20 protein-coding genes are annotated in these 19208 nt (G+C 70.7%); 13 read left to right on the top strand and 7 right to left on the bottom strand.

Annotated features, from left to right (window positions below; all coding sequences use genetic code 11):
• Nucleotides 1-13: 13 nt before the first annotated feature.
• Entirely contained in the window at nt 14-775 is a 762-nt protein-coding gene (locus tag ACWIFB_RS02430; RefSeq protein ID WP_454057167.1) for a phosphatase PAP2 family protein, read from the bottom strand.
• Nucleotides 776-893: 118 nt separating this feature from the next.
• Between ACWIFB_RS02430 and aspA the strand changes: the two genes are divergently transcribed.
• Together aspA and ACWIFB_RS02420 are read left to right on the top strand one after the other, a co-directional pair.
• The gene (gene aspA / locus ACWIFB_RS02425) at nt 894-2333 is read left to right on the top strand and encodes an aspartate ammonia-lyase (protein WP_452100955.1); all 1440 of its coding nucleotides are present in this window, start codon (nt 894-896) and stop codon (nt 2331-2333) included.
• 66 nt (nt 2334-2399) lie between these two features.
• The gene (locus ACWIFB_RS02420) at nt 2400-3176 is read left to right on the top strand and encodes an acetoacetate decarboxylase family protein (protein ID WP_454057166.1); all 777 of its coding nucleotides are present in this window, start codon (nt 2400-2402) and stop codon (nt 3174-3176) included.
• Here the strand turns inward: ACWIFB_RS02420 and ACWIFB_RS02415 are convergent.
• Together ACWIFB_RS02415 and ACWIFB_RS02410 are read right to left on the bottom strand one after the other, a co-directional pair.
• Nucleotides 3169-4770 carry a glycerol-3-phosphate dehydrogenase/oxidase gene (locus ACWIFB_RS02415; RefSeq protein ID WP_454057165.1) on the bottom strand — a complete coding sequence of 534 codons (1602 nt, stop codon included), beginning with the start codon at nt 4768-4770 and terminating at the stop codon, nt 3169-3171. The genes ACWIFB_RS02420 and ACWIFB_RS02415 overlap by 8 nt on opposite strands.
• Complete coding sequence (locus ACWIFB_RS02410; RefSeq protein WP_454057164.1) at nt 4767-5348, bottom strand: TetR/AcrR family transcriptional regulator; 582 nt, start codon at nt 5346-5348, stop codon at nt 4767-4769. Before ACWIFB_RS02410 ends, ACWIFB_RS02415 begins: the two co-directional genes overlap by 4 nt.
• Before the next feature lie 118 nt (nt 5349-5466).
• Between ACWIFB_RS02410 and ACWIFB_RS02405 the strand changes: the two genes are divergently transcribed.
• The 4 genes from ACWIFB_RS02405 to ACWIFB_RS02390 all read left to right on the top strand — a co-directional run bounded on the left by ACWIFB_RS02405 (nt 5467) and on the right by ACWIFB_RS02390 (nt 10407).
• Complete coding sequence (locus tag ACWIFB_RS02405; RefSeq protein ID WP_454057330.1) at nt 5467-7062, top strand: FAD-binding oxidoreductase; 1596 nt, start codon at nt 5467-5469, stop codon at nt 7060-7062.
• Nucleotides 7059-8018 (top strand): diacylglycerol kinase, encoded by a 960-nt coding sequence (locus tag ACWIFB_RS02400; RefSeq protein ID WP_454057163.1) that lies wholly within the window; start codon nt 7059-7061, stop codon nt 8016-8018. The genes ACWIFB_RS02405 and ACWIFB_RS02400 overlap by 4 nt, the downstream gene beginning before the upstream one ends.
• 73 nt (nt 8019-8091) lie before the next feature.
• Nucleotides 8092-8673 (top strand): CAP domain-containing protein, encoded by a 582-nt coding sequence (locus ACWIFB_RS02395; protein ID WP_452100950.1) that lies wholly within the window; start codon nt 8092-8094, stop codon nt 8671-8673.
• A 33-nt stretch (nt 8674-8706) separates the two neighbouring features.
• Nucleotides 8707-10407: a BCCT family transporter gene (locus tag ACWIFB_RS02390; protein WP_454057162.1), complete on the top strand. Its 1701-nt coding sequence runs from the start codon at nt 8707-8709 to the stop codon at nt 10405-10407.
• A gap of 14 nt (nt 10408-10421) precedes the next feature.
• Here ACWIFB_RS02390 and ACWIFB_RS02385 read toward each other — a convergent pair whose 3' ends face one another.
• Nucleotides 10422-11168, bottom strand: a complete 747-nt coding sequence (locus ACWIFB_RS02385) for a pirin family protein (protein ID WP_454057161.1) — start codon at nt 11166-11168, stop codon at nt 10422-10424.
• A gap of 123 nt (nt 11169-11291) precedes the next feature.
• On the opposite strand from ACWIFB_RS02385, the gene ACWIFB_RS02380 reads away from it, so the two are divergent.
• Nucleotides 11292-11417 (top strand): hypothetical protein, encoded by a 126-nt coding sequence (locus ACWIFB_RS02380; RefSeq protein ID WP_269074846.1) that lies wholly within the window; start codon nt 11292-11294, stop codon nt 11415-11417.
• Between the two features lie 85 nt (nt 11418-11502).
• Complete coding sequence (gene dapA / locus ACWIFB_RS02375; protein ID WP_454057160.1) at nt 11503-12393, top strand: 4-hydroxy-tetrahydrodipicolinate synthase; 891 nt, start codon at nt 11503-11505, stop codon at nt 12391-12393.
• On the opposite strand, the gene ACWIFB_RS02370 is transcribed toward dapA, so the two are convergent.
• Entirely contained in the window at nt 12390-13307 is a 918-nt protein-coding gene (locus ACWIFB_RS02370; protein ID WP_452100946.1) for an oxidoreductase, read from the bottom strand. The two genes, dapA and ACWIFB_RS02370, sit on opposite strands and share 4 nt — an antisense overlap.
• Before the next feature lie 158 nt (nt 13308-13465).
• Here ACWIFB_RS02370 and ACWIFB_RS02365 point away from each other — a divergent pair, with 158 nt between their 5' ends.
• Entirely contained in the window at nt 13466-14284 is an 819-nt protein-coding gene (locus ACWIFB_RS02365; RefSeq protein ID WP_454057159.1) for a DUF1906 domain-containing protein, read from the top strand.
• Nucleotides 14285-14384: 100 nt separating this feature from the next.
• Here the strand turns inward: ACWIFB_RS02365 and ACWIFB_RS02360 are convergent, their stop codons facing one another.
• Nucleotides 14385-14708, bottom strand: coding sequence for a putative quinol monooxygenase (locus ACWIFB_RS02360; RefSeq protein WP_452100944.1), 324 nt, complete (start codon nt 14706-14708; stop codon nt 14385-14387).
• 72 nt (nt 14709-14780) lie between these two features.
• Between ACWIFB_RS02360 and ACWIFB_RS02355 the strand changes: the two genes are divergently transcribed.
• Together ACWIFB_RS02355 and ACWIFB_RS02350 are read left to right on the top strand one after the other, a co-directional pair.
• Nucleotides 14781-15620, top strand: coding sequence for a serine O-acetyltransferase (locus tag ACWIFB_RS02355; protein ID WP_452100943.1), 840 nt, complete (start codon nt 14781-14783; stop codon nt 15618-15620).
• Between the two features lie 6 nt (nt 15621-15626).
• Nucleotides 15627-16307, top strand: a complete 681-nt coding sequence (locus tag ACWIFB_RS02350; protein ID WP_344994547.1) for a response regulator transcription factor — start codon at nt 15627-15629, stop codon at nt 16305-16307.
• On the opposite strand, the gene ACWIFB_RS02345 is transcribed toward ACWIFB_RS02350, so the two are convergent.
• Nucleotides 16304-17731 carry a sensor histidine kinase gene (locus ACWIFB_RS02345; protein ID WP_454057158.1) on the bottom strand — a complete coding sequence of 476 codons (1428 nt, stop codon included), beginning with the start codon at nt 17729-17731 and terminating at the stop codon, nt 16304-16306. The two genes, ACWIFB_RS02350 and ACWIFB_RS02345, sit on opposite strands and share 4 nt — an antisense overlap.
• A gap of 52 nt (nt 17732-17783) precedes the next feature.
• Here ACWIFB_RS02345 and ACWIFB_RS02340 point away from each other — a divergent pair, with 52 nt between their 5' ends.
• Nucleotides 17784-18596: a PaaI family thioesterase gene (locus ACWIFB_RS02340; protein WP_454057157.1), complete on the top strand. Its 813-nt coding sequence runs from the start codon at nt 17784-17786 to the stop codon at nt 18594-18596.
• Nucleotides 18597-18631: 35 nt separating this feature from the next.
• Nucleotides 18632-19186: an NADPH-dependent FMN reductase gene (locus ACWIFB_RS02335; protein WP_454057156.1), complete on the top strand. Its 555-nt coding sequence runs from the start codon at nt 18632-18634 to the stop codon at nt 19184-19186.
• Nucleotides 19187-19208: the final 22 nt, after the last annotated feature.

Here is a 19208-nt window from a genome sequence, read left to right as displayed (position 1 = left end):
GAGTGGGCCCGGCTCAGTGGCTCGCGGATCGGTCGAACCGGTCCGCGAGCCACATGATGGTGGCGACCTCGCCGACCCAGGCCAGGCTCACGCACCAGCCGGCCAGGATGTCGCTGGGGAAGTGCACACCCAGGTAGACGCGGGTGGCGCCGATGGTGGGGACGTAGACGGCGGAGCCTGCCATGACGGGAGCGCGCCACCTCGTCGGCCAGGCCAGAACACACGCGCAGCCGGCCAGGGCTGCGCTGGCCATGGCGTGTCCGCTGGGGAACGAGTAGCTCTTCTCCTGCACGATGTGGGGGAAGAAGGTCGGGCGCGCCCTCCGGTACATCACCTTGAGGATCGAGTTGATGACCGTCGACCCCACCAGTGAGACCGTGAGCAGCGTTGCCGGTCGGCGGCTGCCCCGGACGGCGGCGAGATAGCCGGCCGCGGACAGTGCGACCACCGGCACCGCCGTGACACCGCCGAGTTCAGTGACGGCCCGGACGATCCGGGTCCGACGCGGCGAATGTCGGCGGCGGGCCCACATCATGAGTGCGCGATCAAACGGCAGTTTTGCCTCGCCCTGGATGCGCTGGGCCAGCTCGACGAAGCCGATCACCGGCGTCGCGAATCCGGCGAACGCGAGACCGAAGACCCGCCATGTCCCGCGGGGGAGCGGCACCTCCTGGCGATCGACGATGCTGCCGACGAGATCTCGCGCCGGGGGCAGGATCCGGCCGGGGCCGGGGCCGGGGCCGGGGCCGGGGCTGTGGCTCGTCTGGGGCGACATGAATCCACACTATGCAGCGAGTGCGGTGAACCGCCGTGGATCCTGACGGAAGGCGCGGCGGCGCGGTTACTGTTGGCGGGACGCACCGCGACCCCCAGATCCGAGAGAGGGAGGACGAATGAGCCGGACACGTGTGGAAGAAGATCTGCTCGGGACACGGGAGGTGCCGGCGGATGCCTATTACGGCGTCCACACGGTGCGGGCCGTGGAGAACTTCCCGATCGGCTCCTCCACGATCAGCGACATCCCGGATTTCGTCCGCGGGATGGTCATGGTGAAGAAGGCCGCCGCGCTGGCCAACCTCGAGATGGGCGTCCTCGACGAGAAGGTCGCGGAGGCGATCGTCGGGGCGTGCGACGAGATCCTGGTAGACGGCCGCTGCATGGACCAGTTCCCGTCCAGCGTGTTCCAGGGCGGCGCGGGCACGTCGGTCAACATGAACGCCAACGAGGTGGTCGCGAACCTGGCGCTCGAGCGGCTCGGCCACCCGAAGGGCGCGTACGAGTTCATCAGTCCGAACGACGACGTCAACCGTTCGCAGTCGACCAACGACGCCTACCCGACCGGTTTCCGGATCGCGCTGTGGCACGCGCTCGAGCGGCTGGAGCCGACGATCGTCGCGCTGCGGGAGGCCTGCTACGACAAGTCGGAGGAGTTCCGCGAGGTCCTCAAGATGGGCCGCACCCAGCTGCAGGACGCGGTCCCGATGTCGCTCGGCCAGGAGTTCGGCGGATTCGCGGTGACCCTCGACGAGGAGCTGCATGTCCTGGGTTCGGCCGCGCGGATGCTGCTGGCCGTCAACCTCGGCGCCACGGCGATCGGCACCGGGGTCAACACCCCGCCCGACTACCGCCGGTCCGTCATCAGTCATCTGCGGGCCGTGACCGGGCTGCCGGTCTCCGGGGCGATGAACCTCATCGAGGCCACCAGCGACACCGGGGACTACGTCAACGTCCACGCCGCCCTCAAGCGGACCGCTGCCAAGCTGTCCAAGATCTGCAACGACCTGCGGCTGCTGTCCTCCGGGCCGCGGGCCGGGCTCAACGAGATCAACCTGCCGGAACTGCAGGCGGGATCGTCGATCATGCCGGCCAAGGTCAACCCGGTGATCCCCGAGGTGGTCAACCAGGTGTGCTTCAAGGTGATCGGCAACGACGTCACCGTCACGATGGCGGCCGAGGCGGGCCAGCTCCAGCTCAACGTGATGGAGCCGGTGATCGCCCAGGCGATGTTCGAGTCCATCTCGCTTCTCACCTCGGCCATGGAGACCCTTACCGACAAGTGCGTGCGGGGCATCACCGCGAACGTGGAGATCGCGCGCCGGAACGTCATGGACTCGATCGGGATCGTCACCTATCTCAACCCGGTCATCGGCCACCACAACGGCGACCTCGTGGGCCGCGAGTGTGCGCGGTCCGGTCGTGGCGTGCGGGACGTGGTGCTGGAAATGGGTCTGCTCTCGGAGGCGGAACTCGATGACATCCTGTCCCCGGCCAATCTCCTGCGGCCGAAGTACAAGGGCCGCATGGCGCCTCCGGGTGTCGCGCTGCCGGAGTAGCGAACGCGCGAGAATTTAGCTTCGCAACATAGTGATACTGGTCACCTGACCAGCTACCGTCTCGGTATGAGCTCTTCCACTTCACAGGTCGTCGCGGGCCGTGAGATCACGTTTCCCGTTCCCGTCGTGTCCGCCTCGATCTCCGGCGCGGCCTTCCTCGGTAAGGCCGCGGTCGCCCGCAGACTGATCGCCGGCGGCGCCCAGTCGGCGGTGCTCGACGCGGCCGGCGCCGAGCCCGTCGCCCTGCCCGGCGGTCGCACGCCGGTCGTCGTCATCCACGTCCGCTACCACGACGTCCCGGGCAACGTGCTGGGCGCGTACCACGAGGTCGGGCTGGCGTTCCAGGTCAAGGTCCCGGGCGTCGGGACGCGGGTGCACATCCACGAGCTGCCGGTCGACCAGGACTTCACGCTGGCCGCCGGCAACGAGCTGTGGGGCTTTCCCAAGTGGAAGGGCGACATGGTCGGCACGGCCGGCGGCGCGCTCGATGACGCCCGCCTCGGCGCGGTCGGCTCGGGCGGCGCCTCGGGCATCGACATCAGGCTCGACACCCGCCGCGGGATCCCGCTGCCGGGAAATCAGTCGATCGGCATGAACTGCATCCAAGTCCTGGGCGGCGAGCCCGTCCTGGTGGGAGCACAGGCCGCGGTCTCCGGCGGCCGGATCCGACCGGCAGGTGGCGCGACGATCTCGGTCGCCGCGGGTGCCGGGGACGGCGACACCCACGTCGCCCGGTTCGCCGAGGCCGTCCGCGCGCTGGGACTGACCCGCGCGCGGGCCCTGGCCACGTTCTCTTTCGATAACTTCACGGCCGAGTTCCCCGCCCCGGCGCCCGTCAGCTGATCAGCCCCACCGCCTCTTGCGCGGCGGCCTCGGCGGCCGCGCGGTCGGCCGGCGCGAGCCCCACACGGCTGCGTCGGTCGAGGATGTCGTCCACCGTCAGCGCCCCCTCGTGGGTGACGGCGTACGAGAACTCGGCGCGCGTCACGTCGAGGCCCTCCGCGACCGGCTCGAGTGGCCGGTCCAGCAGGCTCGCCGCCACCACGGCGGCGGCCTCCTGCCCGTAGCGTTCCACGAGCGACGCGGGCAGGCGGCCGGGGGACGTGGCCCCGCCGGCCCCAACGGCCACGGGATGCCCGGGCGCTCCGACGAGCGGCAGGTCGGCGGTGCGGCACGGCGAGGCGGGCAGTCCGGTCCGGTCGACGACGAGGTCGACCGCCTGCTCGGCCATGAGCCGGTACTCGGTGAGCTTCCCGCCGGTGATCGTGATGAGTCCGTTCTCGGACTGCAGCACGGCGTGCTCGCGGGACAGGTCGGCCGTCTCGCCGGAGCCGGAACCCGAATCGACCAGCGGTCGCAGCCCGGCGAAGGTGCCCAGGACGTCGTCGCGGGTCAGGGCGGTGGCGAGCGCGCGGTTGACGACGTCGAGGAGGAAGTCGATCTCGTCGTCGGAGGACTCGGGGACGTCGGGGATCGGGCCGGGTGCGTCGACGTCGGTCAGGCCCACGTGCAGGCGCCCGAAACCGGCGGGCAGCGCGAAGCAGAACCGGTTGGTCTCGCCCGGGACGGGCACGGTCAGCGCCCCGGCCGGGTGGCCGAGGGCGGCCGCGTCGATCACCAGGTGCGTACCCCGCGACGGGCGCACCCTCACCTCCGGAGCGGTCTCACCGGCCCACACGCCGGTCGCCGAGATGACGGCCCGGGCGGAGAGGGTGAACTCGCGGGCACCGGCGGCACCGGCGTCGTCGTCGTGGCTCGGGGCCTCGTCCCGCACGGTGACCCGGGTCCCTGACGCCTCGACCACCCGCGCCCGCGTGATGATCCGGGCCCCGTGCCCGGCGGCAGTGCGCGCGACGGCGGTGACGAGGCGGGCGTCGTCGACGAGCTGGCAGTCCCAGTTCACGTGGCCGAACCGCAGCCCCTCGCGGCGGACGCCCGGCACATAGGCGGCCACGCGCCGCGGGCCGACGATCCGCGCGCCCGGGAGGCGGTCGGCGCCGGTCCCCGCCAGACGCGAGAGCAGGGTGCCCGCCACGAACCCCAGTCCCGGCAGCACCGCGCCGAGCGGCGACGTGTCGCGGAACACCGGCACCACCTGGGCGAGCGGGCGCACCAGGTGGGGGGCAGTGCGGTCGAGGAGGATGCCGCGTTCGACGGCCGAGCGGCGCGCGATACCGACGTTGCCGGTGGCCAGATAGCGCAGCCCTCCGTGGGCGAGCTTGGACGACCAGCGGCTCGTCCCGAACGCCAGGTCGTGCGCCTCGAGCAACACCACCTCGAGCCCGCGCGAGGCGGCGTCCAGGGCGATGCCGGTGCCGGTGATGCCGCCGCCGATCACGACGAGGTCGACGGGGGTCGTGCGCTCGCGCAGGTCGGCGAGCTCGCGGGCGCGACGGGCGGCGGACAGGGCGGTGTCGGGCGTGGTGGGCGCGTTCATGGGATCAGGTACCCCCTGATGAGTCGGTGGAGCTCGGTCCGCCAGGTGACGGGGTCGAGCGGTGGGTCGGCGAGTGGTGCGGACAGGACGGCGCCCTGGACGGCCAGGTAGAGCATGGTCGCGACGGTCCCTGGGTCGCGGCCGGCCAGGCGCGGGTCGGGGGAGTGGGCGAGGACGCCGGTCAGCATCGCGATGAGGGCGTGCTGGGAGGCCCCGAGACGGTGTAGGAGGTACTCGGCGAGGAGGCCTGCCTCGTGGCGGCGCATCGCGTCGAGCAGCGGGTCCGTGCGGATCTGGTCGGCGATGCCGCACAGCTGGTCGGCGATCTCGTCGGCGTCGCGTTGGAGGGTCGGGTCGGCCAGGCCCGGGCCGACGCGCGTGACGGCCGCGGTGAGCTCGCGGGTGAGCAGGTCGGCGAACAGCGCGGTGATGTCGGCCCAGTGCCGGTAGAGGGTGGTGCGACCGACGCCGGAGCGGCGGGCGACCTCGACCATCGTGGTGCGCTCGGTGCCGAGCTCGAGGATCGAGGAGTGAGCGGCGTCGAGCGCGCGGTCACGGGTCGGGGTCGGGGCGGCCACCGGTCCTCCTGGTAGACGGGCAAGAATGGAACAGATTGTGCTTTACTGTTCCAGTATGAGCGACTTCTCGTCTGCAGACAATCCCGACAATTCCGCTGGCGGGCTCCCGCTGCCGCCCATGGCACTGTCCCGCTGGGGCACCGAAGCCGAGGCCAAGGACCTGAACGAGGGGATCCGGGGCCTGCTGCGCGACGTGCTGGGCGTGACCGCCGAGACCGCCGTCATGTTCGACCCGGCCGCGGTGACGGCCTCACCGTCCAGGCTCGGCGACGACGACATCGCCGCGCTGGTCGGCCTCGTAGGTGCCGGCAACGTGTCCGTCGACGACGCCCAGCGCCTGCCCCGGGCCCGGGGCAAGTCGACCCCCGACCTCCTCGCGTGGCGCCTGCGCCCCGAGGTGGGCTGCCCTGACGCGGTGGTGGCCCCGGGGAGCGACGACGACGTGGTGGCCCTGCTGGCGTGGTGCGGACGCGAGTCGGTGGCGGTGGTCCCGTTCGGCGGCGGCACCTCGGTGGTCGGCGGCCTCACTCCGGACGCCGGCGCGCACCGGGCCGTGGTGAGCGTCGACCTGATCCGGTTCAACGAGCTCGAGTCGATCGACACCGAGTCCGGAGAGGCGGTGTTCGGCGCCGGCGTCACCGGTCCCCGCGCCGAGGAGTTGCTGGCCGAGCACGGGTTCTCGCTCGGGCACTTCCCACAGTCCTTCCCGTACGCCTCGCTGGGCGGGTACGCCATGACCCGCTCGTCGGGGCAGAGCTCGGCCGGCTACGGACGGTTCGACGAGATGGTCCGCGGCCTGACCGTGGTGACCCCGGTCGGCGTGATCGAGGCCAGTCGCGCGCCAGCGTCGGCGGCCGGCCCGGACCTGCGGCAGTGGTTGATGGGCTCCGAGGGCGCGTTCGGCGTGTGCACCCGCGTGCGCGTGCGCATCCACCCCGTGCCGGAGGTCGTGCGGCACGAGGCGTTCCGCTTCCCGGATTTCGCCACCGGCGCCGCCGCGCTGCGGGCCGTCGAGCAGCAGGGCGCCGGCCCCACCGTCATCCGCCTGTCCGACGAGACGGAGACGATGGTCAACCTCGCCACGGCCACCGAGTCGATCGGCCAGCAGTCCGAGGGCGGGGACCAGGGCGGCTGCCTGTGCCTGTGCCTGTTCGAGGGCACGCCCGAGCACGCCGAGTCGCGACAGGCCGAGACGCGCGCGGTGCTCCTGGCCCACGGCGGGACGTCCCTCGGCGCGGGCCCGGCCGAGTCGTGGGAGCACGGCCGCTTCGGCGCTCCGGTGCTGCGCGACTCACTGCTGGACAACGGCGCACTGGTGGAGACGCTGGAGACGGCCATCGATTGGTCGGGGATCCCGGCGCTGCGCGACGCCGTCGTCGTCGCCCTCGCCACCTCCCTCGAGGCGAGCGGCACTCCCGCGCTGGTCATGTGCCACATCAGCCACGTCTATCCCACGGGTGCGTCGCTGTACTTCACCGTCGTGGCCGGGCAGCGCGGCGAGGACCCGATCGCGCAGTGGATGGACGCCAAGCGCGCCGCGTCCGAGGCGATCGGCGCCCACGGCGGCACCATCACCCACCACCACGCGGTCGGCGTGGACCACCGCCCGTACCTCGCGGCGGAGATCGGCGAGGTCGGCGTGCGGATGCTGCGCGCGGTCAAGGCCGCCGTCGACCCGCGCGGTGTGTGCAACCCGGGGACACTCATCCCATGAGCGCGAAGCTGATAGACCGCGAGATCCGCACCGTCGCCCTGCTGGTCAACCCGGCCGCGGGCGGGGGCAGGGTCGGGGCGGTCGCGGACAGAGCCGAGGCGCGGCTGCGTGGCCACGGGATCACGGTGACCCGGCTGATCGGCACGAGCGCGCAGGAATCGCTCGAGTTGGCGCGCGCCGCGGTGGCCGACGGCGTCGACGCGCTGGCGGTGTGCGGCGGAGACGGAATGGTTTCGCTCGCGGTCAAGGCGCAGGCCCACTCCGAGGTCCCGGTGGGCATCATCCCCGCCGGCACCGGAAACGACCTGGCCCGTGACTACGGCATCCCGCTCGGCGATCCCGAGGCGGCCGCGGACGTGGTGGCCGGCGGGCGCGTCGAGTGCGTGGACCTGGGGCAGGCGACCCCCGACGGCGACGAGCCGCAGGTGTTCGGATCGATCCTCTGTGCCGGGCTGGACTCCAAGGTCAACCGACGCGTCAACGAAATGCGGGTGCTCGGCGGGCCGCTGCGGTACGTGCTGGCGTCGGTGATCGAGTTCCCGCTCTACCGGCCGCGCCGCTTCCGGATGACGTTCGACGCCGGGCTGCCGACCGAGGAGGTCGTCGAGACCGAGGTGCTGCTCAGTGCCTTCGCGATCACGCGCAGCTACGGCGGGGACATGAAGATCGCGCCGGACGCGGACCGCTCGGACGGGCTCCTCGACGTGGTGTACGTGGGCAGGATCCCCAAGCTCAGGTTCGCGTGGCACTTCCCCAAGATCTACTCGGGGCGGCACGTGGACCTGGACCGGGTCGTGACGCGGCGCTGCCGGACGGTCCGGCTCGAGGCCCCGGACGTCGAGGCGTTCGCCGACGGCGATTCGGTGGCGCCGCTTCCGGTCACGGTCGAGGTGCTGCCGGGCGCGGGTCGGTTCCTCGTGCCGCGGTCACTTCAGTCACACGAGTCCCATCAATAACTGCAGGTCACAGGCGTTTCCGAATCGGCTACCTCATCTGTCAAACGGTTCGCTTCAGGCTCGCCGAGGCGGCATGATCACCACCATGCGCTCCAGGCTCATCACGTCACTCGCGACCGTTGCCGTCACCTCCGCCGCTCTGATCGGGGGTGGCGGTGCGGCGACGGCGTCCGCTCAGGCGGTGCCGTCGTTCGTCCCGCCGCACCTGGTCCCCCAGGCCGAGCAGGTGCTCTCCCAGGTGCGCGCGGCGCTGCCCCCCGAGGTGTGGGCGGCGGCCGGATCGACGGGCATGACCTACCAGGACGTCTCCGGCGGGCTGCGCGAGGGCATCATCGCGGAGATCAACGGCTACCGCGTGGCCCACGGCCTCGGCACACTCGCGCCGAACCCCGGACTCGACCACGAGGCCCAGGCGTGGGCGGAGTGGCTCGCGGCGCGCGACGTGGTGGTGCACAACGACGCGCTGATCAACCGCGGGCACGGCGAGAACATCGTCTCCGCCGGGACCTTCTGCGGCGCGACCTGTCTCGTGGACCTCTGGAAGCGCTCGCCCGGGCACAACGTGAACCTGCTCGATCCCGATTACCGTTCGGCGGGCATGGGCATTGCCTACGGGGCCGGCAAAGTTTTCGTGGTACACAACTTCGCGTACTGAAGTTGATCTGAGACGCACGCGACGAGGGAGACCATGTCCGAACGGATCACGCGAGCACTGAAACTCAAGACGGACCCGGGGATCTTCCTCGTCACGGTCGGGACCATCGTGGCGTTCGTCGTCATCACGATCCTGTTCGGCGATTGGGTGGGAGAGGTCTTCGGCGTCGCCTCGAGCTGGATCATGACGAACCTGGGTTGGTTCTACATCTTCGGCGTCACGGCGTTCCTGTTCTTCCTCATCTGGGTGGCCATGAGCCGATTCGGGCACGTCCGCCTGGGTGCGGACGGAGAGGAACCAGAGCATTCGACCCTGGCCTGGTTCGGCATGCTGTTCGCCGCCGGCATCGGCACGATCCTCATGTTCTGGGGGGTGGCCGAGCCGATTTCCCACTTCGCCAACCCGCCCCGAGGGGGAATGGAGGCCGGCAGTACCGAGGCCGCCACCGAGGCCATGGCGTTCACTCTTTACCATTTCGGTCTACATACGTGGACGATCTTCGCGCTGCCCTCATTGGCTTTCGCGTACTTCATCTATAAGCGCAAGATGCCGCCGCGCGTGAGTTCGATCTTCTCGCCGCTGCTCGGCGACAAGGTGTTCGGACCGCTCGGCAAGACCATCGACGTGGTGGCCGTCATCGGCACCGTGTTCGGCGTGGCCACCTCGGTCGGCCTGGGAACTCTCCAGATCAACGCCGGGCTCAACGAGCTGTTCGGCATCGCGGTGTCGCCGTACGTGCAGATGCTCATCATCGCGATCGTCACCACGATCGCCTGCATCTCGGTCGCGTTGGGTCTGGAAAAGGGCATCAAGCGGCTGTCCAACCTCAACATCGCGATGGCCGTCGCCCTGCTGATCTTCATCCTCGTCACGGGCCCCACGCTGTTCCTGCTCAAGGGTACGGTCGAGTCGCTCGGTGTGTACCTCACGTCGTTGCCGGAGCTGGCGCTGTGGAACAACGTCTTCCCGGCCAGTGACGACCTGGCCTCGTGGCAGAACACGTGGACCGTCTTCTACTGGGCGTGGACCATCACCTGGTCGCCGTTCGTGGGCATCTTCATCGCACGGATCTCCAGGGGCCGCACGATCCGCGAGTTCGTCTTCGGCGTCCTGGGTCTGCCCGTCGCGTTCTCCATCCTCTGGTTCGGGATCTTCGGAATGGCCTCGTTTGACATCGAGCTCAACGGCGACGGCGGGCTGGCAGAGCGGGTGGCCGTCGAGGGGGACATCCCCGGCGCCCTGTTCGAATTCCTGTCGAACTACCCGCTGGCGACTCTCATCTCTGGCATCGCCGTGTTGCTGGTCGTGATCTTCTTCACCACATCGGTCGACTCGGCGGCGATGGTCGTCGACATGATGGCGTCGGGCACGGACGACGACGTCCAGGTCTCGCCCACCCACCAGCGCATCATCTGGGGCGTGCTGATGGGTGCGGTCGCCGCCACGATCCTCGTCAGTACCGGCGAGGGCGGGCTCACTGCCCTGCAGCAGGTCATCACGGTGATCGGATTGCCCTTCTTCGTGATGGGTTTCGTCATGATGTACAGCCTCGTGAAGGGGCTCAGCGGCGACACGGGCGACCGCCTGCCCACGGTCACCCGTCAGTGGGATCGTGCCTACTCGGCCGATGAGCTGGAGAAGAACGAGGAGGCGCCCTCGCCCGAGCCGGTTCACCCGCTGCATGCCATCCCCGACGAGGATGGTGCCGGCGTCGAGGAGGACGACGGGGCCTAGTTGCTCCTGGACACCTAGTGTCCGCGCACGTCGAGCATGGTCATTCCGGCGTGCATCTCCCACACGAGGATCTCGGCGCCGGAGTCCCCGGCGGTGACGCGCCGCCCGCCTGAGGCGGTCATGCGGGCGGCGTCGCCGGTGGCGAGCACGCCCTCGCCCTCGAGCGCCACGGAGCCCACCGGCACGTAGAGGTGAAGGTAGGGGGCGTCGGGGAGCTGGACGGATCGGCCCGGCGCCAGGCGGGAGGCGAGCAGGGCCGACGTGCGGTTGCGGATCCGGATGGCCGCCCGGTCGGCGTAGGCGGGGAGCCCTCCGGCGACGACGACGAGCGTGTTCTCCAGCTCCCCGGGGTCGATTTCGAGCTGTTCGTATCCGGGGTCCCCGCCGGTCTCGTCCGGCACGACCCACATCTGCACTAGATGGACCGGATCGGTCGGGGTGTCGTTGCGTTCGGAGTGCAGGATGCCGCTCCCGGCGCTCATGCGTTGGGCCAGGCCGGGGTAGATGATGCCGCTGTGGCCCTCGGAGTCCTGGTGGACGAGCGAGCCGGACAGGACCCAGGTGACGATCTCCATGTCGCGGTGACCGTGGGTGTCGAACCCCGAGCCGGCGGCGATGCGGTCGTCGTTGTTCACCAGCAGCCGCCCGAAGTGGGTGTTCATCGGGTCCTGGTGGCGGGCGAACGAGAACGAGTGGCGCGAGTCCAGCCAGCCGCCACCGTCGTGGGAGCGCGAGAATGAGCGTCGAATCTTCACTGACACGGGGACCTCCTCGTCTAGTACGTTCGTCCAATACGTCCGTCCAGAAAGTTTGCCGAATATTTGATGCCGTGTCACCGGGCGGCGTACGGTGATGAGCGTCACAGTATGTAGGAGGTATATCCGATGCTGCAGAACGCGTTGATCACCACCCTTCGCGTGGGTGTAGCCACCACCAACGAGGTGGCCCATATCGTCGTGGACAACACTCTCGGCCGATTCCTCAACACCGACCCCGACAAGGTCCGCTAGGACGGCGGCCCTGCGGAGGTGATGTACGCCGCACCCGCGCCCGCCCGGGCGCGCATCACCACTGATGTGGCCTAGTCTGGTGCGCATGTCCGACAACCCCTTCGGTCGGGTCATCACCGCGATGGTGACCCCCATGCATGACGACGGCTCGATCGATTTCGACGGTCTGCAGCGGCTCGCGGTCCACCTGGCCGACAACGGTCACGACGGCCTGCTGGTCAACGGCACGACCGGCGAGTCCGCGACGACCACCGACGACGAGGATTATGACTCCGTCGCGGCCGTCGTCGAGGCGGTCGGGGACCGGGTCAAGGTGATGGCCGGCTGCGGCACCAACGACACCGAGCACTCGATGCGCGCTGCCCGCGAGATGGTCGCCCGTGGCGCCGACTCGCTGCTCGTGGTGACCCCGTACTACAACAAGCCCACCCAGCACGGGATCGTCGAGCACTTCCGGATGATCGCCGAGGCCGCCGACCGGCCCGTCATGGCGTACGACATCCCCGGCCGTACCGGCACCGCCCTGACCACGGACACCATCCGTCAGCTCGCGATGATCCCTCAGGTGCGCGCGGTCAAGGACGCCAAGTGCGACCTGTTCGAGGCCAGTCGCCTCATGGCCGAGACCGACCTGCTGTGGTTCTCCGGCGACGACGTGCTCAACCTCGCCTTCCTGGCGCTGGGTGCGACCGGCGTCGTCTCGGTCGTGGGCCACGTGGCCGGCAACGACTACCGCGCGATGGTCGACGCGGTCGACGCCGGCGATCTCGGCCGTGCCCGGGAGATCCACGCCCGCCTCATTCCGGCCGTGGACGCGATCATGCACACCTCGCAGGGCGCGATCCAGGTCAAGGCGGCCCTGAAGATGCAGGGCATCATCGACTCTGACCGGCTGCGCATGCCGCTGCTCCAGGGGCCGGCCGAGCACCAGGAGAAGCTCCGGACCGGGCTCGCCGCCGCCGGCCTGCTCGGCTAGCGGAACGCCGCCATGTCGGTGCAGCGCTGCCACAGATCCGCGGAGACGGCGGCGTCGTGTGAGCGGCGCGTCGACCAGGTGATCCGCGGGTAGCCGCGCAGACCCCCGGCCCGGTCGGGCCCGACGAACGCGCCGCCGGCGATGTCCGGGACCGTGGCCGCGTACAGGACCGGCAGTGCACCCTGCTCCGGGCTGAGCCCGGCGCCCGGGATCGAGTTGCCGAGCTCGAAGAACCGGTCGGCGAGGGGGCGGCCGCTCTGCCGGATGAGCTCGGTGGCCGTGTACCCGGGGTGCGCGGCGACCGAGCGCAGGCCCCTGCCCTCACGGTCGAAGCGGCGCTGCCACTCGTAGGCGAGCATGATGCAGCCCAGCTTGGAATTCCCGTATGCGCCCAGCGGGCGGTAGCCGCGGCGCTCCGAGTCCAGGTCGTCGGTGTCGATGCGGCCCCACAGGTGGGCCAGCGAGCCGAGCCAGACGACGCGGTCGGTCAGCAGCGGCGCCAGCCCCATCGTGAGCGCATGGTGGGCCAGCGTGTTGACGCCGAACTGCATCTCGTGGCCCTGGGCGGTGAGGCCGTGGGGGATGTTCATCAGGCCCGCGTTGTTGATGAGCACGTCGATCCGCTCGAGCGCGCCCTCGCCGGTGGTGGCGTCGGCGACGAACGCGGCCACCGAGTCCAGGTCCGCCAGGTCGAGCCGGCGGACCTCGGTGAGTGCCCGCGAGACGGCCGGCAGGGTGGCACGCGCGGCCTCGGCCTTCTCGATGTTCCGGCAGGCCATGATCACGCGCGCGCCCCGCTCGGCGAGGGCCCTGGTGGTGGCGAAGCCAATCCCCGTGTTGGCGCCGGTGACGACGAAGGTGCGGCCGGTCTGATCAGTGATGTCGGCGGTGTTCCATCTGCGCGAGCGGGTCATGAACATCAGTCAACCAGCCGCGCCTGGCCGATGGCGCTCCACCCGTGTGGTAACGCCGGGGGGAGACGCCGCGACGTTCTTGTGTCACACTCGTCGGGGGCTCGAGCCCCATCCGCCACACGCGCCACCGTCACTGACCGAGAACCCGGAGTACCTCCATGACGTTCGACCGCCGAACCTTCCTCCGTCGCGCCGGTATCGGCGTGGCCGGGGCCGGCGCCCTCGCGGCGGGCATCACGCCCGCCGTCGGCGCCCAGTCCTCCATCCCCGCCGGGCTCGGAGGCCTCCCCGGTGCCGCGGCCGGGATCCCGATCGGGACCCTGCTCGACTACGCTTCGGGCCCTCCGTCGGCAGCAGCGATCCGCGCCGCCGGGCACATGGGCGCCGTCCGCTACTGTTCCAATCGTCGTGCCGGCGCCGAGTGGATGAGCGGGAAGCCGCTGCTGCGCCGCGAGGTGGACGACTTCCGCGCCCACGGCCTCAGTATGGTGTCGTGCTACCAGTACGGTCGCGCCGAGACCGCCGACTGGAAGAGCGGGGCCGGCGGCGCGGACACCCACGCGCCCGTCGGTATCCGGATCCACCGTGAGGCCGGCGGCCCCGGCAGGGTGCCGATGTACGTCGCGATCGACGACAACCCGACGTGGTGGCAGTTCGAGAACCAGATCGCGCCGTACCTCGAGCGGTGGCGACACCATCTCAACGGCGCGGGTATGAAGCTCGGCGTGTATGCCAACGCCCCCACCATCGACTGGTGCCGTGGCCGCAACCTCGGCGAGTACTTCTGGCAGCACGACTGGGGCTCGAACGGGCGCCTCAACCCGCATGCCACCATCCACCAGCTGCCGGTCAAGCAGCAGGTCACCGTGGGTGGTGTGGTTTCGGACCTGAACCGCGTCTACGCCCTCGACTACGGCCAGTGGTGGTCGATCGACCCGGCCGCCCTCGCGCAGTCGGCGCTCGGCAGCCAGAGCTGACCCGCGCCCCGGCACCGACCCACGAACACCTCTGACCTGGGGTGCCCTGCACGCTGTGTGCAGGGCACCCCAGGTCAGCGCCTATTTGCGGCCCGGGAGCTCACTCGACGGTGATCTCGCCCATCGTCCCCCACGCATCGCCCTCGAGCGTGGTGTTGATGATCCGCGGAGTGCGCTGCAGGTATTGCGCGGCGGAGCCGGTGAACGCCTGGAAGTGGGCGGACCCCACGTGCTCGGCGGGGGCGTCGCCGTCGCGGAACGCCTCGCACAGCAGGAACTCGGTGGGCGTCTCGGTGGAGCGGTACCAGTCGAACCACAGGTTGCCCGGCTCGGCGCGGGTGGCCTCGGTGAACTCGCGGGTGATCTCGAGCCAGGAATCGGCGTGTTCGGGCTTGACGTCGAAACGGACGTTGATGAGCATCATGCCCCCATGATGCCGCGTTCTCCGACCGGTGCGACTCGACCCCCGCCACGACGCGGGCCTACCCTGGGTGGGGTGACCATCGAGCTGAGCATCGAGAACCCGTGCGTGCCGCAGGCGGAGGCCGACTCCTCCGTGCGTGCGGTCTGGAACCAGTTGTCGCTCGACGCGGCCTCCAGCAGGACCGAGCCGCTGATCGCCGGCCTCGTCCTTGACCTCATCGACGGGTGCGATGACCTGGGTGAATCCCTGTCCCGGCTGGCGGCCTCCCGCATCGCGACGCCGGAGATCGGCCGCCACGTGCTGGAGAAGGAGATCCGCGCCGTCCTGGCGGAGAACCCGCACGTCCTGGAGGCGGTCGCGGCGGACCTCGTGGTGAGCTACGAGCGCAACCCGGCCTACCCCAACTACCTGGTGCCGTACCTGTTCGCCAAGGGGTTCCTCGGCCTGCAGGTGCACCGGGTCGCTCACGAGATGTGGCACTCCGGGCGCGTCATGGCGGCCTCGTTCCTGCAGAGCCGCATCTCCGAGGTGTTCGCGATGGACATCCATCCTGCCGCGCGCGTGGGGTCGGGCATTCTCGTCGACCACGCCACCGGCATCGTCGTGGGCGAGACCTGCGTGATCGGCGACGGCGTGTCCATCCTGCAGGGCGTCACCCTCGGCGGCACCGGCAATGAGGACGGCGACCGCCATCCCAAGATCGGCTCCGGCGTGCTGCTGTCCGCCGGCTCGATCGTGCTGGGCAACGTCCGTGTGGGCGACTGCGCGCGGGTGGCCGGCGGCTCGGTGGTCCTGCACGAGGTGCCGCCGCACACCACGGTTGCCGGGGTGCCGGCCAAGGTGGTGCGCCGTCACGCCGATTCGGTGGTCCCGGCCGAGCAGATGGACCACAAGATCGACTCCGAGGCCTGAGGGCAGATGCGCGTCCTGGTCGTCGACGACGAGCCTGCGCTGCGGGAGAGCCTGCGCCGCGGACTGGTCGCCGGCGGCTGGGCCGTCGACACCGCCGGTGACGGCGAGGCCGGTCTCGCGATGGCCGCCGACGAGGAGTACGACGTCGTGGTGCTCGACATCATGATGCCGCGCCGCAACGGCTACGAGGTGGTGCGCGAGATGCGCCGCCGCGAGATCTGGACGCCCGTGCTCGTGCTCACCGCCAAGGACGGCGAGTACGACGAGGCCGACGCGTTCGACCTCGGAGCGGACGACTACCTGGTCAAGCCGTTCTCGTTCGTGGTGCTCGAGGCGCGCCTGCGCGCGCTGGTCCGCCGGGGCGCCCCCGAGCGCCCCGCGGTGTTCGAGGCCGGCGACCTCGTGGTGGACCCGGCCGCGCGGGAGGTCCGCCGCGGTGACACCCGGATCACCGTGACCTCGCGGGAGTACGCGGTCCTGGAGTACCTGATCCGGAACCGCAACCAGGTGGTGTCCAAGACCCAGATCATGCGGTCCGTGTGGGACTCGGCCTACGACGGCGACGACAACATCGTCGAGGTGTACGTCGGCTATCTGCGCCGCAAGATCGACACGCCGTTCAAGGCGCGCTCGATCGAGACGGTCCGCGGCCAGGGCTACCGGCTCGTGGACAGCACGGCCGGTTAGTCCCCGAACTCCTCGAGTTCCTCGACCGGCAGCTCCACTACGAACCGGGCACCGCCGTCGGGAGCGTCCTCGACCCGCACGCTGCCGCCGTGGGAGCGCGTGATCTCCGCGACGATCGCCAGGCCCAGCCCCGAACCGCCCTTGCCGCGGGCGCGGTCGGCATCGAGGCGGGCGAAGCGATCGAACACGGAATGTCGCTGGTCCGCGGGAACGCCGTCGCCGTCGTCGTCGACCACGATCACCGCGCGCGGCGACCCGGCGGCCGACCGGTCGACGGTGAGCCCCAGCGACATCCGCTCGCGCGCGTGCCGACGCGCGTTGTCCACCAGGTTGCGCACCACGCGCTGCAGCGCGTCGGGGTCACCGCACAGGCGCGCCGGCTCAACCGACACTGCCACCTGCAGCCCAGCGCCGGCCGCGGTGCCCAGGCCCCGCGCCCGCGTGCCCTCGGAGAGCACGATGTCGTCGAGGTCCACGTCGTCGCGGCGCAGCGGCATGCCGTACTCGTCGTTCTTGGCGAGCAGCAGCAGGTCCTCGACCATCGAGCGCATCCGCGCGACCTCGGGCAGCAACAGTTCGTCGACGGTCTCGACGTCGACCGGCGTGCCCGAGGTGGAGGACAGCTCGAGCATCGTCGACAGCGTGGACAGCGGGCTGCGCAGCTCGTGGGAGGCGTCGCCGATGAACGCCACCTGCGCGGTGCGGGCGGAATCCAGGCGGGCGAGCATGGCGTTCATGGTCTCGGCGAGGCGGGCGATCTCGTCCTCGGCCTCCGGCACCGGGACCCGCTCGCCGTGGCCGGACGTGGAGATCTCGGCGACCCGTGAGCGGATCGCCTCGACCGGGCGCAGCACGCGGCCCATCGCGTAGTGGACGAACACCGCGGTGGCCAGGCCCGCGACGGGCACGAACGACAGGAACAGGATCGCGCCGGTGTCGAGCAGGGAGTCGTAGCGGTCGGTACCGGCGCCGACCTGCACGACGAACGTGGTCCCGCGCACGTCGACGCCGACGGAGGTGACCCGCACGTCGTCGCCGTTCGGCGCGCGGAACCGGTGCCGGACCAATTCCCCCGCCGCCGGCGCGGTCAGCACGGGGACGTTCTCCAGCCCGTGCATGACCTGACCGGCGAGGATCGTCTCGTCGGGGGTGATGATGCGCACCATGTCGACGCCCGCGAGCGGCTCGGCGACGATCTCGAGCGAGGCCTGCGGCCCGCGGGTGGCGAGCTGCCCGGCCACCTCGACGGCGCGGTTGCGGTTCAGGGTGTCGATCGTGCTGTGCACGGCCGAGCGCAGCATCAGCCACGCGCCGCCGGCCGCGGCGGCCAGCACGAGCATGACGATCGCGGTGGCGATCACGGTGGTCGCGACGCGGATGGGCCACCGGTGGGGAGTGGTGAGGACGTCGCGGTTCAGGGGCACGGTCCCATTGTGCGTGCCCGGCGGAAACTAGAACGCGTGTTAGCGTCGCGGGGTGAGAGAATCGCAGTACAGAGGCCCCGAGCCGCGCCTGGGCGTGACCTTCGACGAGGCCGGGGACGGATCCATCACCTGGCACCAGCCGGTCGGCGACCAGTTCATCGGCCCCGGCGGACGCTTCGCCACGGGCGGACTGGCGGTCCTGGTCGACTCGGGGCTCGGCGCCGAGAACCACCGCCGCCGGCCGAGCGGGATGTGGACGGTCACCACCGAGCTGCGCATCGACCTCGTCTCGCCGCCGCGCGAGGGCTCGACCGGCCTGGGCGTGCGCTCGGACCACCTGGGCGGGGACGGCCGTGTCCTCACCACGCGCGGTGAGATCGTCGACGACGACGACGAGGTGGTCGCCGCCGCACTGGTCAAGTCCATGGAGTTCGCGATCGGCGTCGACCCGGACGAGTTCGACGACGAGCCCCCGTGGCCCTCCCTGCTCGCGCCGGGGACGCTGTCGGAGGTGCTGTGCCTGACGCTCGACGAGCGCGATGACGGCCCGGGCGGCACCCGCGCGGTGGAGGCCGTGATCGCCCCGGAGCCAGCGCTGGCCAACCCGCTGGGCAATCTGCACGGGGGAGTGTTCGCGGCGGTCGCGGAGATCGCGGGTGCGGCCGTCTTCCCGCACGAGCGCGAGGTCAGCTCGTCGTCGCTCGAGGTCCACTACATCCGGCAGGTCCCCCTGGTCGAGCCGGTCACCGTGCGTGCGGAGGCCGTGCACGACGGCCGGAGCTGGGGCATCGCGCGGGCCACCACGCTCGACGACCGCGGTCGCGTGTGCGCGGTGGCATCGGTCACCGTCTACGGGCAGGGTTAGGGGCGGCCGGACCGACCGACGAGAGGGGACCAGACGTGAAGATCGGCATCATCCTGGGCAGCATCCGTGAGGGGCGCGCCGGCGAGTCCGTCGCGCGGTGGGTGGCCGAGCAGGCCGCGTCGCGCGAGGGCGTGACCTACGAGCTGGTCGACCTCAAGACCTTCGACGTCCCGCTGCTCACCTCGGCCACCGTGCCGGGCGCGGCGAACAAGCAGTACGACGACGAGCGCGTGACCCGCTGGAGCGCCGCGATTGACTCCTACGACGGCTTCGTCTTTGTCACCCCCGAGTACAACCACAGCGTGCCGGGCGGGCTGAAGAACGCCTTCGACTCGCTCGGGGGCGAGTGGGCCGACAAGGCCGTGGCCTTCGTGTCCTACGGCGCCGAGGGCGGCGTCCGGGCGGTCGAGCACTGGCGCCAGATCGTCGCCAACTTCCGCATGTTCGGCGTGCGCCAGCAGGTCCCGCTGAGCACGTTCGCCGAGTTCGACGACGACGGCGTGGCGCCGGCCGAGCGCCGCACCCGGGAGATCGCGACCGTGTTCGATCAGCTCGAGAGCGCGACGCGCCGCATGAGCGCTGAGCCGTGAGCATGACAGCGGCCCGCCCCCT

The sequence above is a fragment of the Dietzia sp. NPDC055340 genome, assembly GCF_053645335.1.
The sequence above is the reverse complement of the archived record's forward strand: the minus strand, read 5'-3'. Positions and strand labels throughout refer to the sequence as shown.

What these genes read in the sequence shown, in the direction of transcription:
- ACWIFB_RS02430 (WP_454057167.1), bottom strand. Translation starts at nt 775, where the DNA reads ATGTCGCCCCAGACGAGCCACAGCCCCGGCCCCGGCCCCGGCCCCGGC.
- aspA (WP_452100955.1), top strand. Translation starts at nt 894, where the DNA reads ATGAGCCGGACACGTGTGGAAGAAGATCTGCTCGGGACACGGGAGGTG.
- ACWIFB_RS02420 (WP_454057166.1), top strand. Translation starts at nt 2,400, where the DNA reads ATGAGCTCTTCCACTTCACAGGTCGTCGCGGGCCGTGAGATCACGTTT.
- ACWIFB_RS02415 (WP_454057165.1), bottom strand. Translation starts at nt 4,770, where the DNA reads ATGAACGCGCCCACCACGCCCGACACCGCCCTGTCCGCCGCCCGTCGC.
- ACWIFB_RS02405 (WP_454057330.1), top strand. Translation starts at nt 5,467, where the DNA reads ATGGCACTGTCCCGCTGGGGCACCGAAGCCGAGGCCAAGGACCTGAAC.
- ACWIFB_RS02400 (WP_454057163.1), top strand. Translation starts at nt 7,059, where the DNA reads ATGAGCGCGAAGCTGATAGACCGCGAGATCCGCACCGTCGCCCTGCTG.
- ACWIFB_RS02395 (WP_452100950.1), top strand. Translation starts at nt 8,092, where the DNA reads ATGATCACCACCATGCGCTCCAGGCTCATCACGTCACTCGCGACCGTT.
- ACWIFB_RS02390 (WP_454057162.1), top strand. Translation starts at nt 8,707, where the DNA reads ATGTCCGAACGGATCACGCGAGCACTGAAACTCAAGACGGACCCGGGG.
- ACWIFB_RS02380 (WP_269074846.1), top strand. Translation starts at nt 11,292, where the DNA reads ATGCTGCAGAACGCGTTGATCACCACCCTTCGCGTGGGTGTAGCCACC.
- dapA (WP_454057160.1), top strand. Translation starts at nt 11,503, where the DNA reads ATGTCCGACAACCCCTTCGGTCGGGTCATCACCGCGATGGTGACCCCC.
- ACWIFB_RS02370 (WP_452100946.1), bottom strand. Translation starts at nt 13,307, where the DNA reads ATGACCCGCTCGCGCAGATGGAACACCGCCGACATCACTGATCAGACC.
- ACWIFB_RS02365 (WP_454057159.1), top strand. Translation starts at nt 13,466, where the DNA reads ATGACGTTCGACCGCCGAACCTTCCTCCGTCGCGCCGGTATCGGCGTG.
- ACWIFB_RS02360 (WP_452100944.1), bottom strand. Translation starts at nt 14,708, where the DNA reads ATGATGCTCATCAACGTCCGTTTCGACGTCAAGCCCGAACACGCCGAT.
- ACWIFB_RS02350 (WP_344994547.1), top strand. Translation starts at nt 15,627, where the DNA reads ATGCGCGTCCTGGTCGTCGACGACGAGCCTGCGCTGCGGGAGAGCCTG.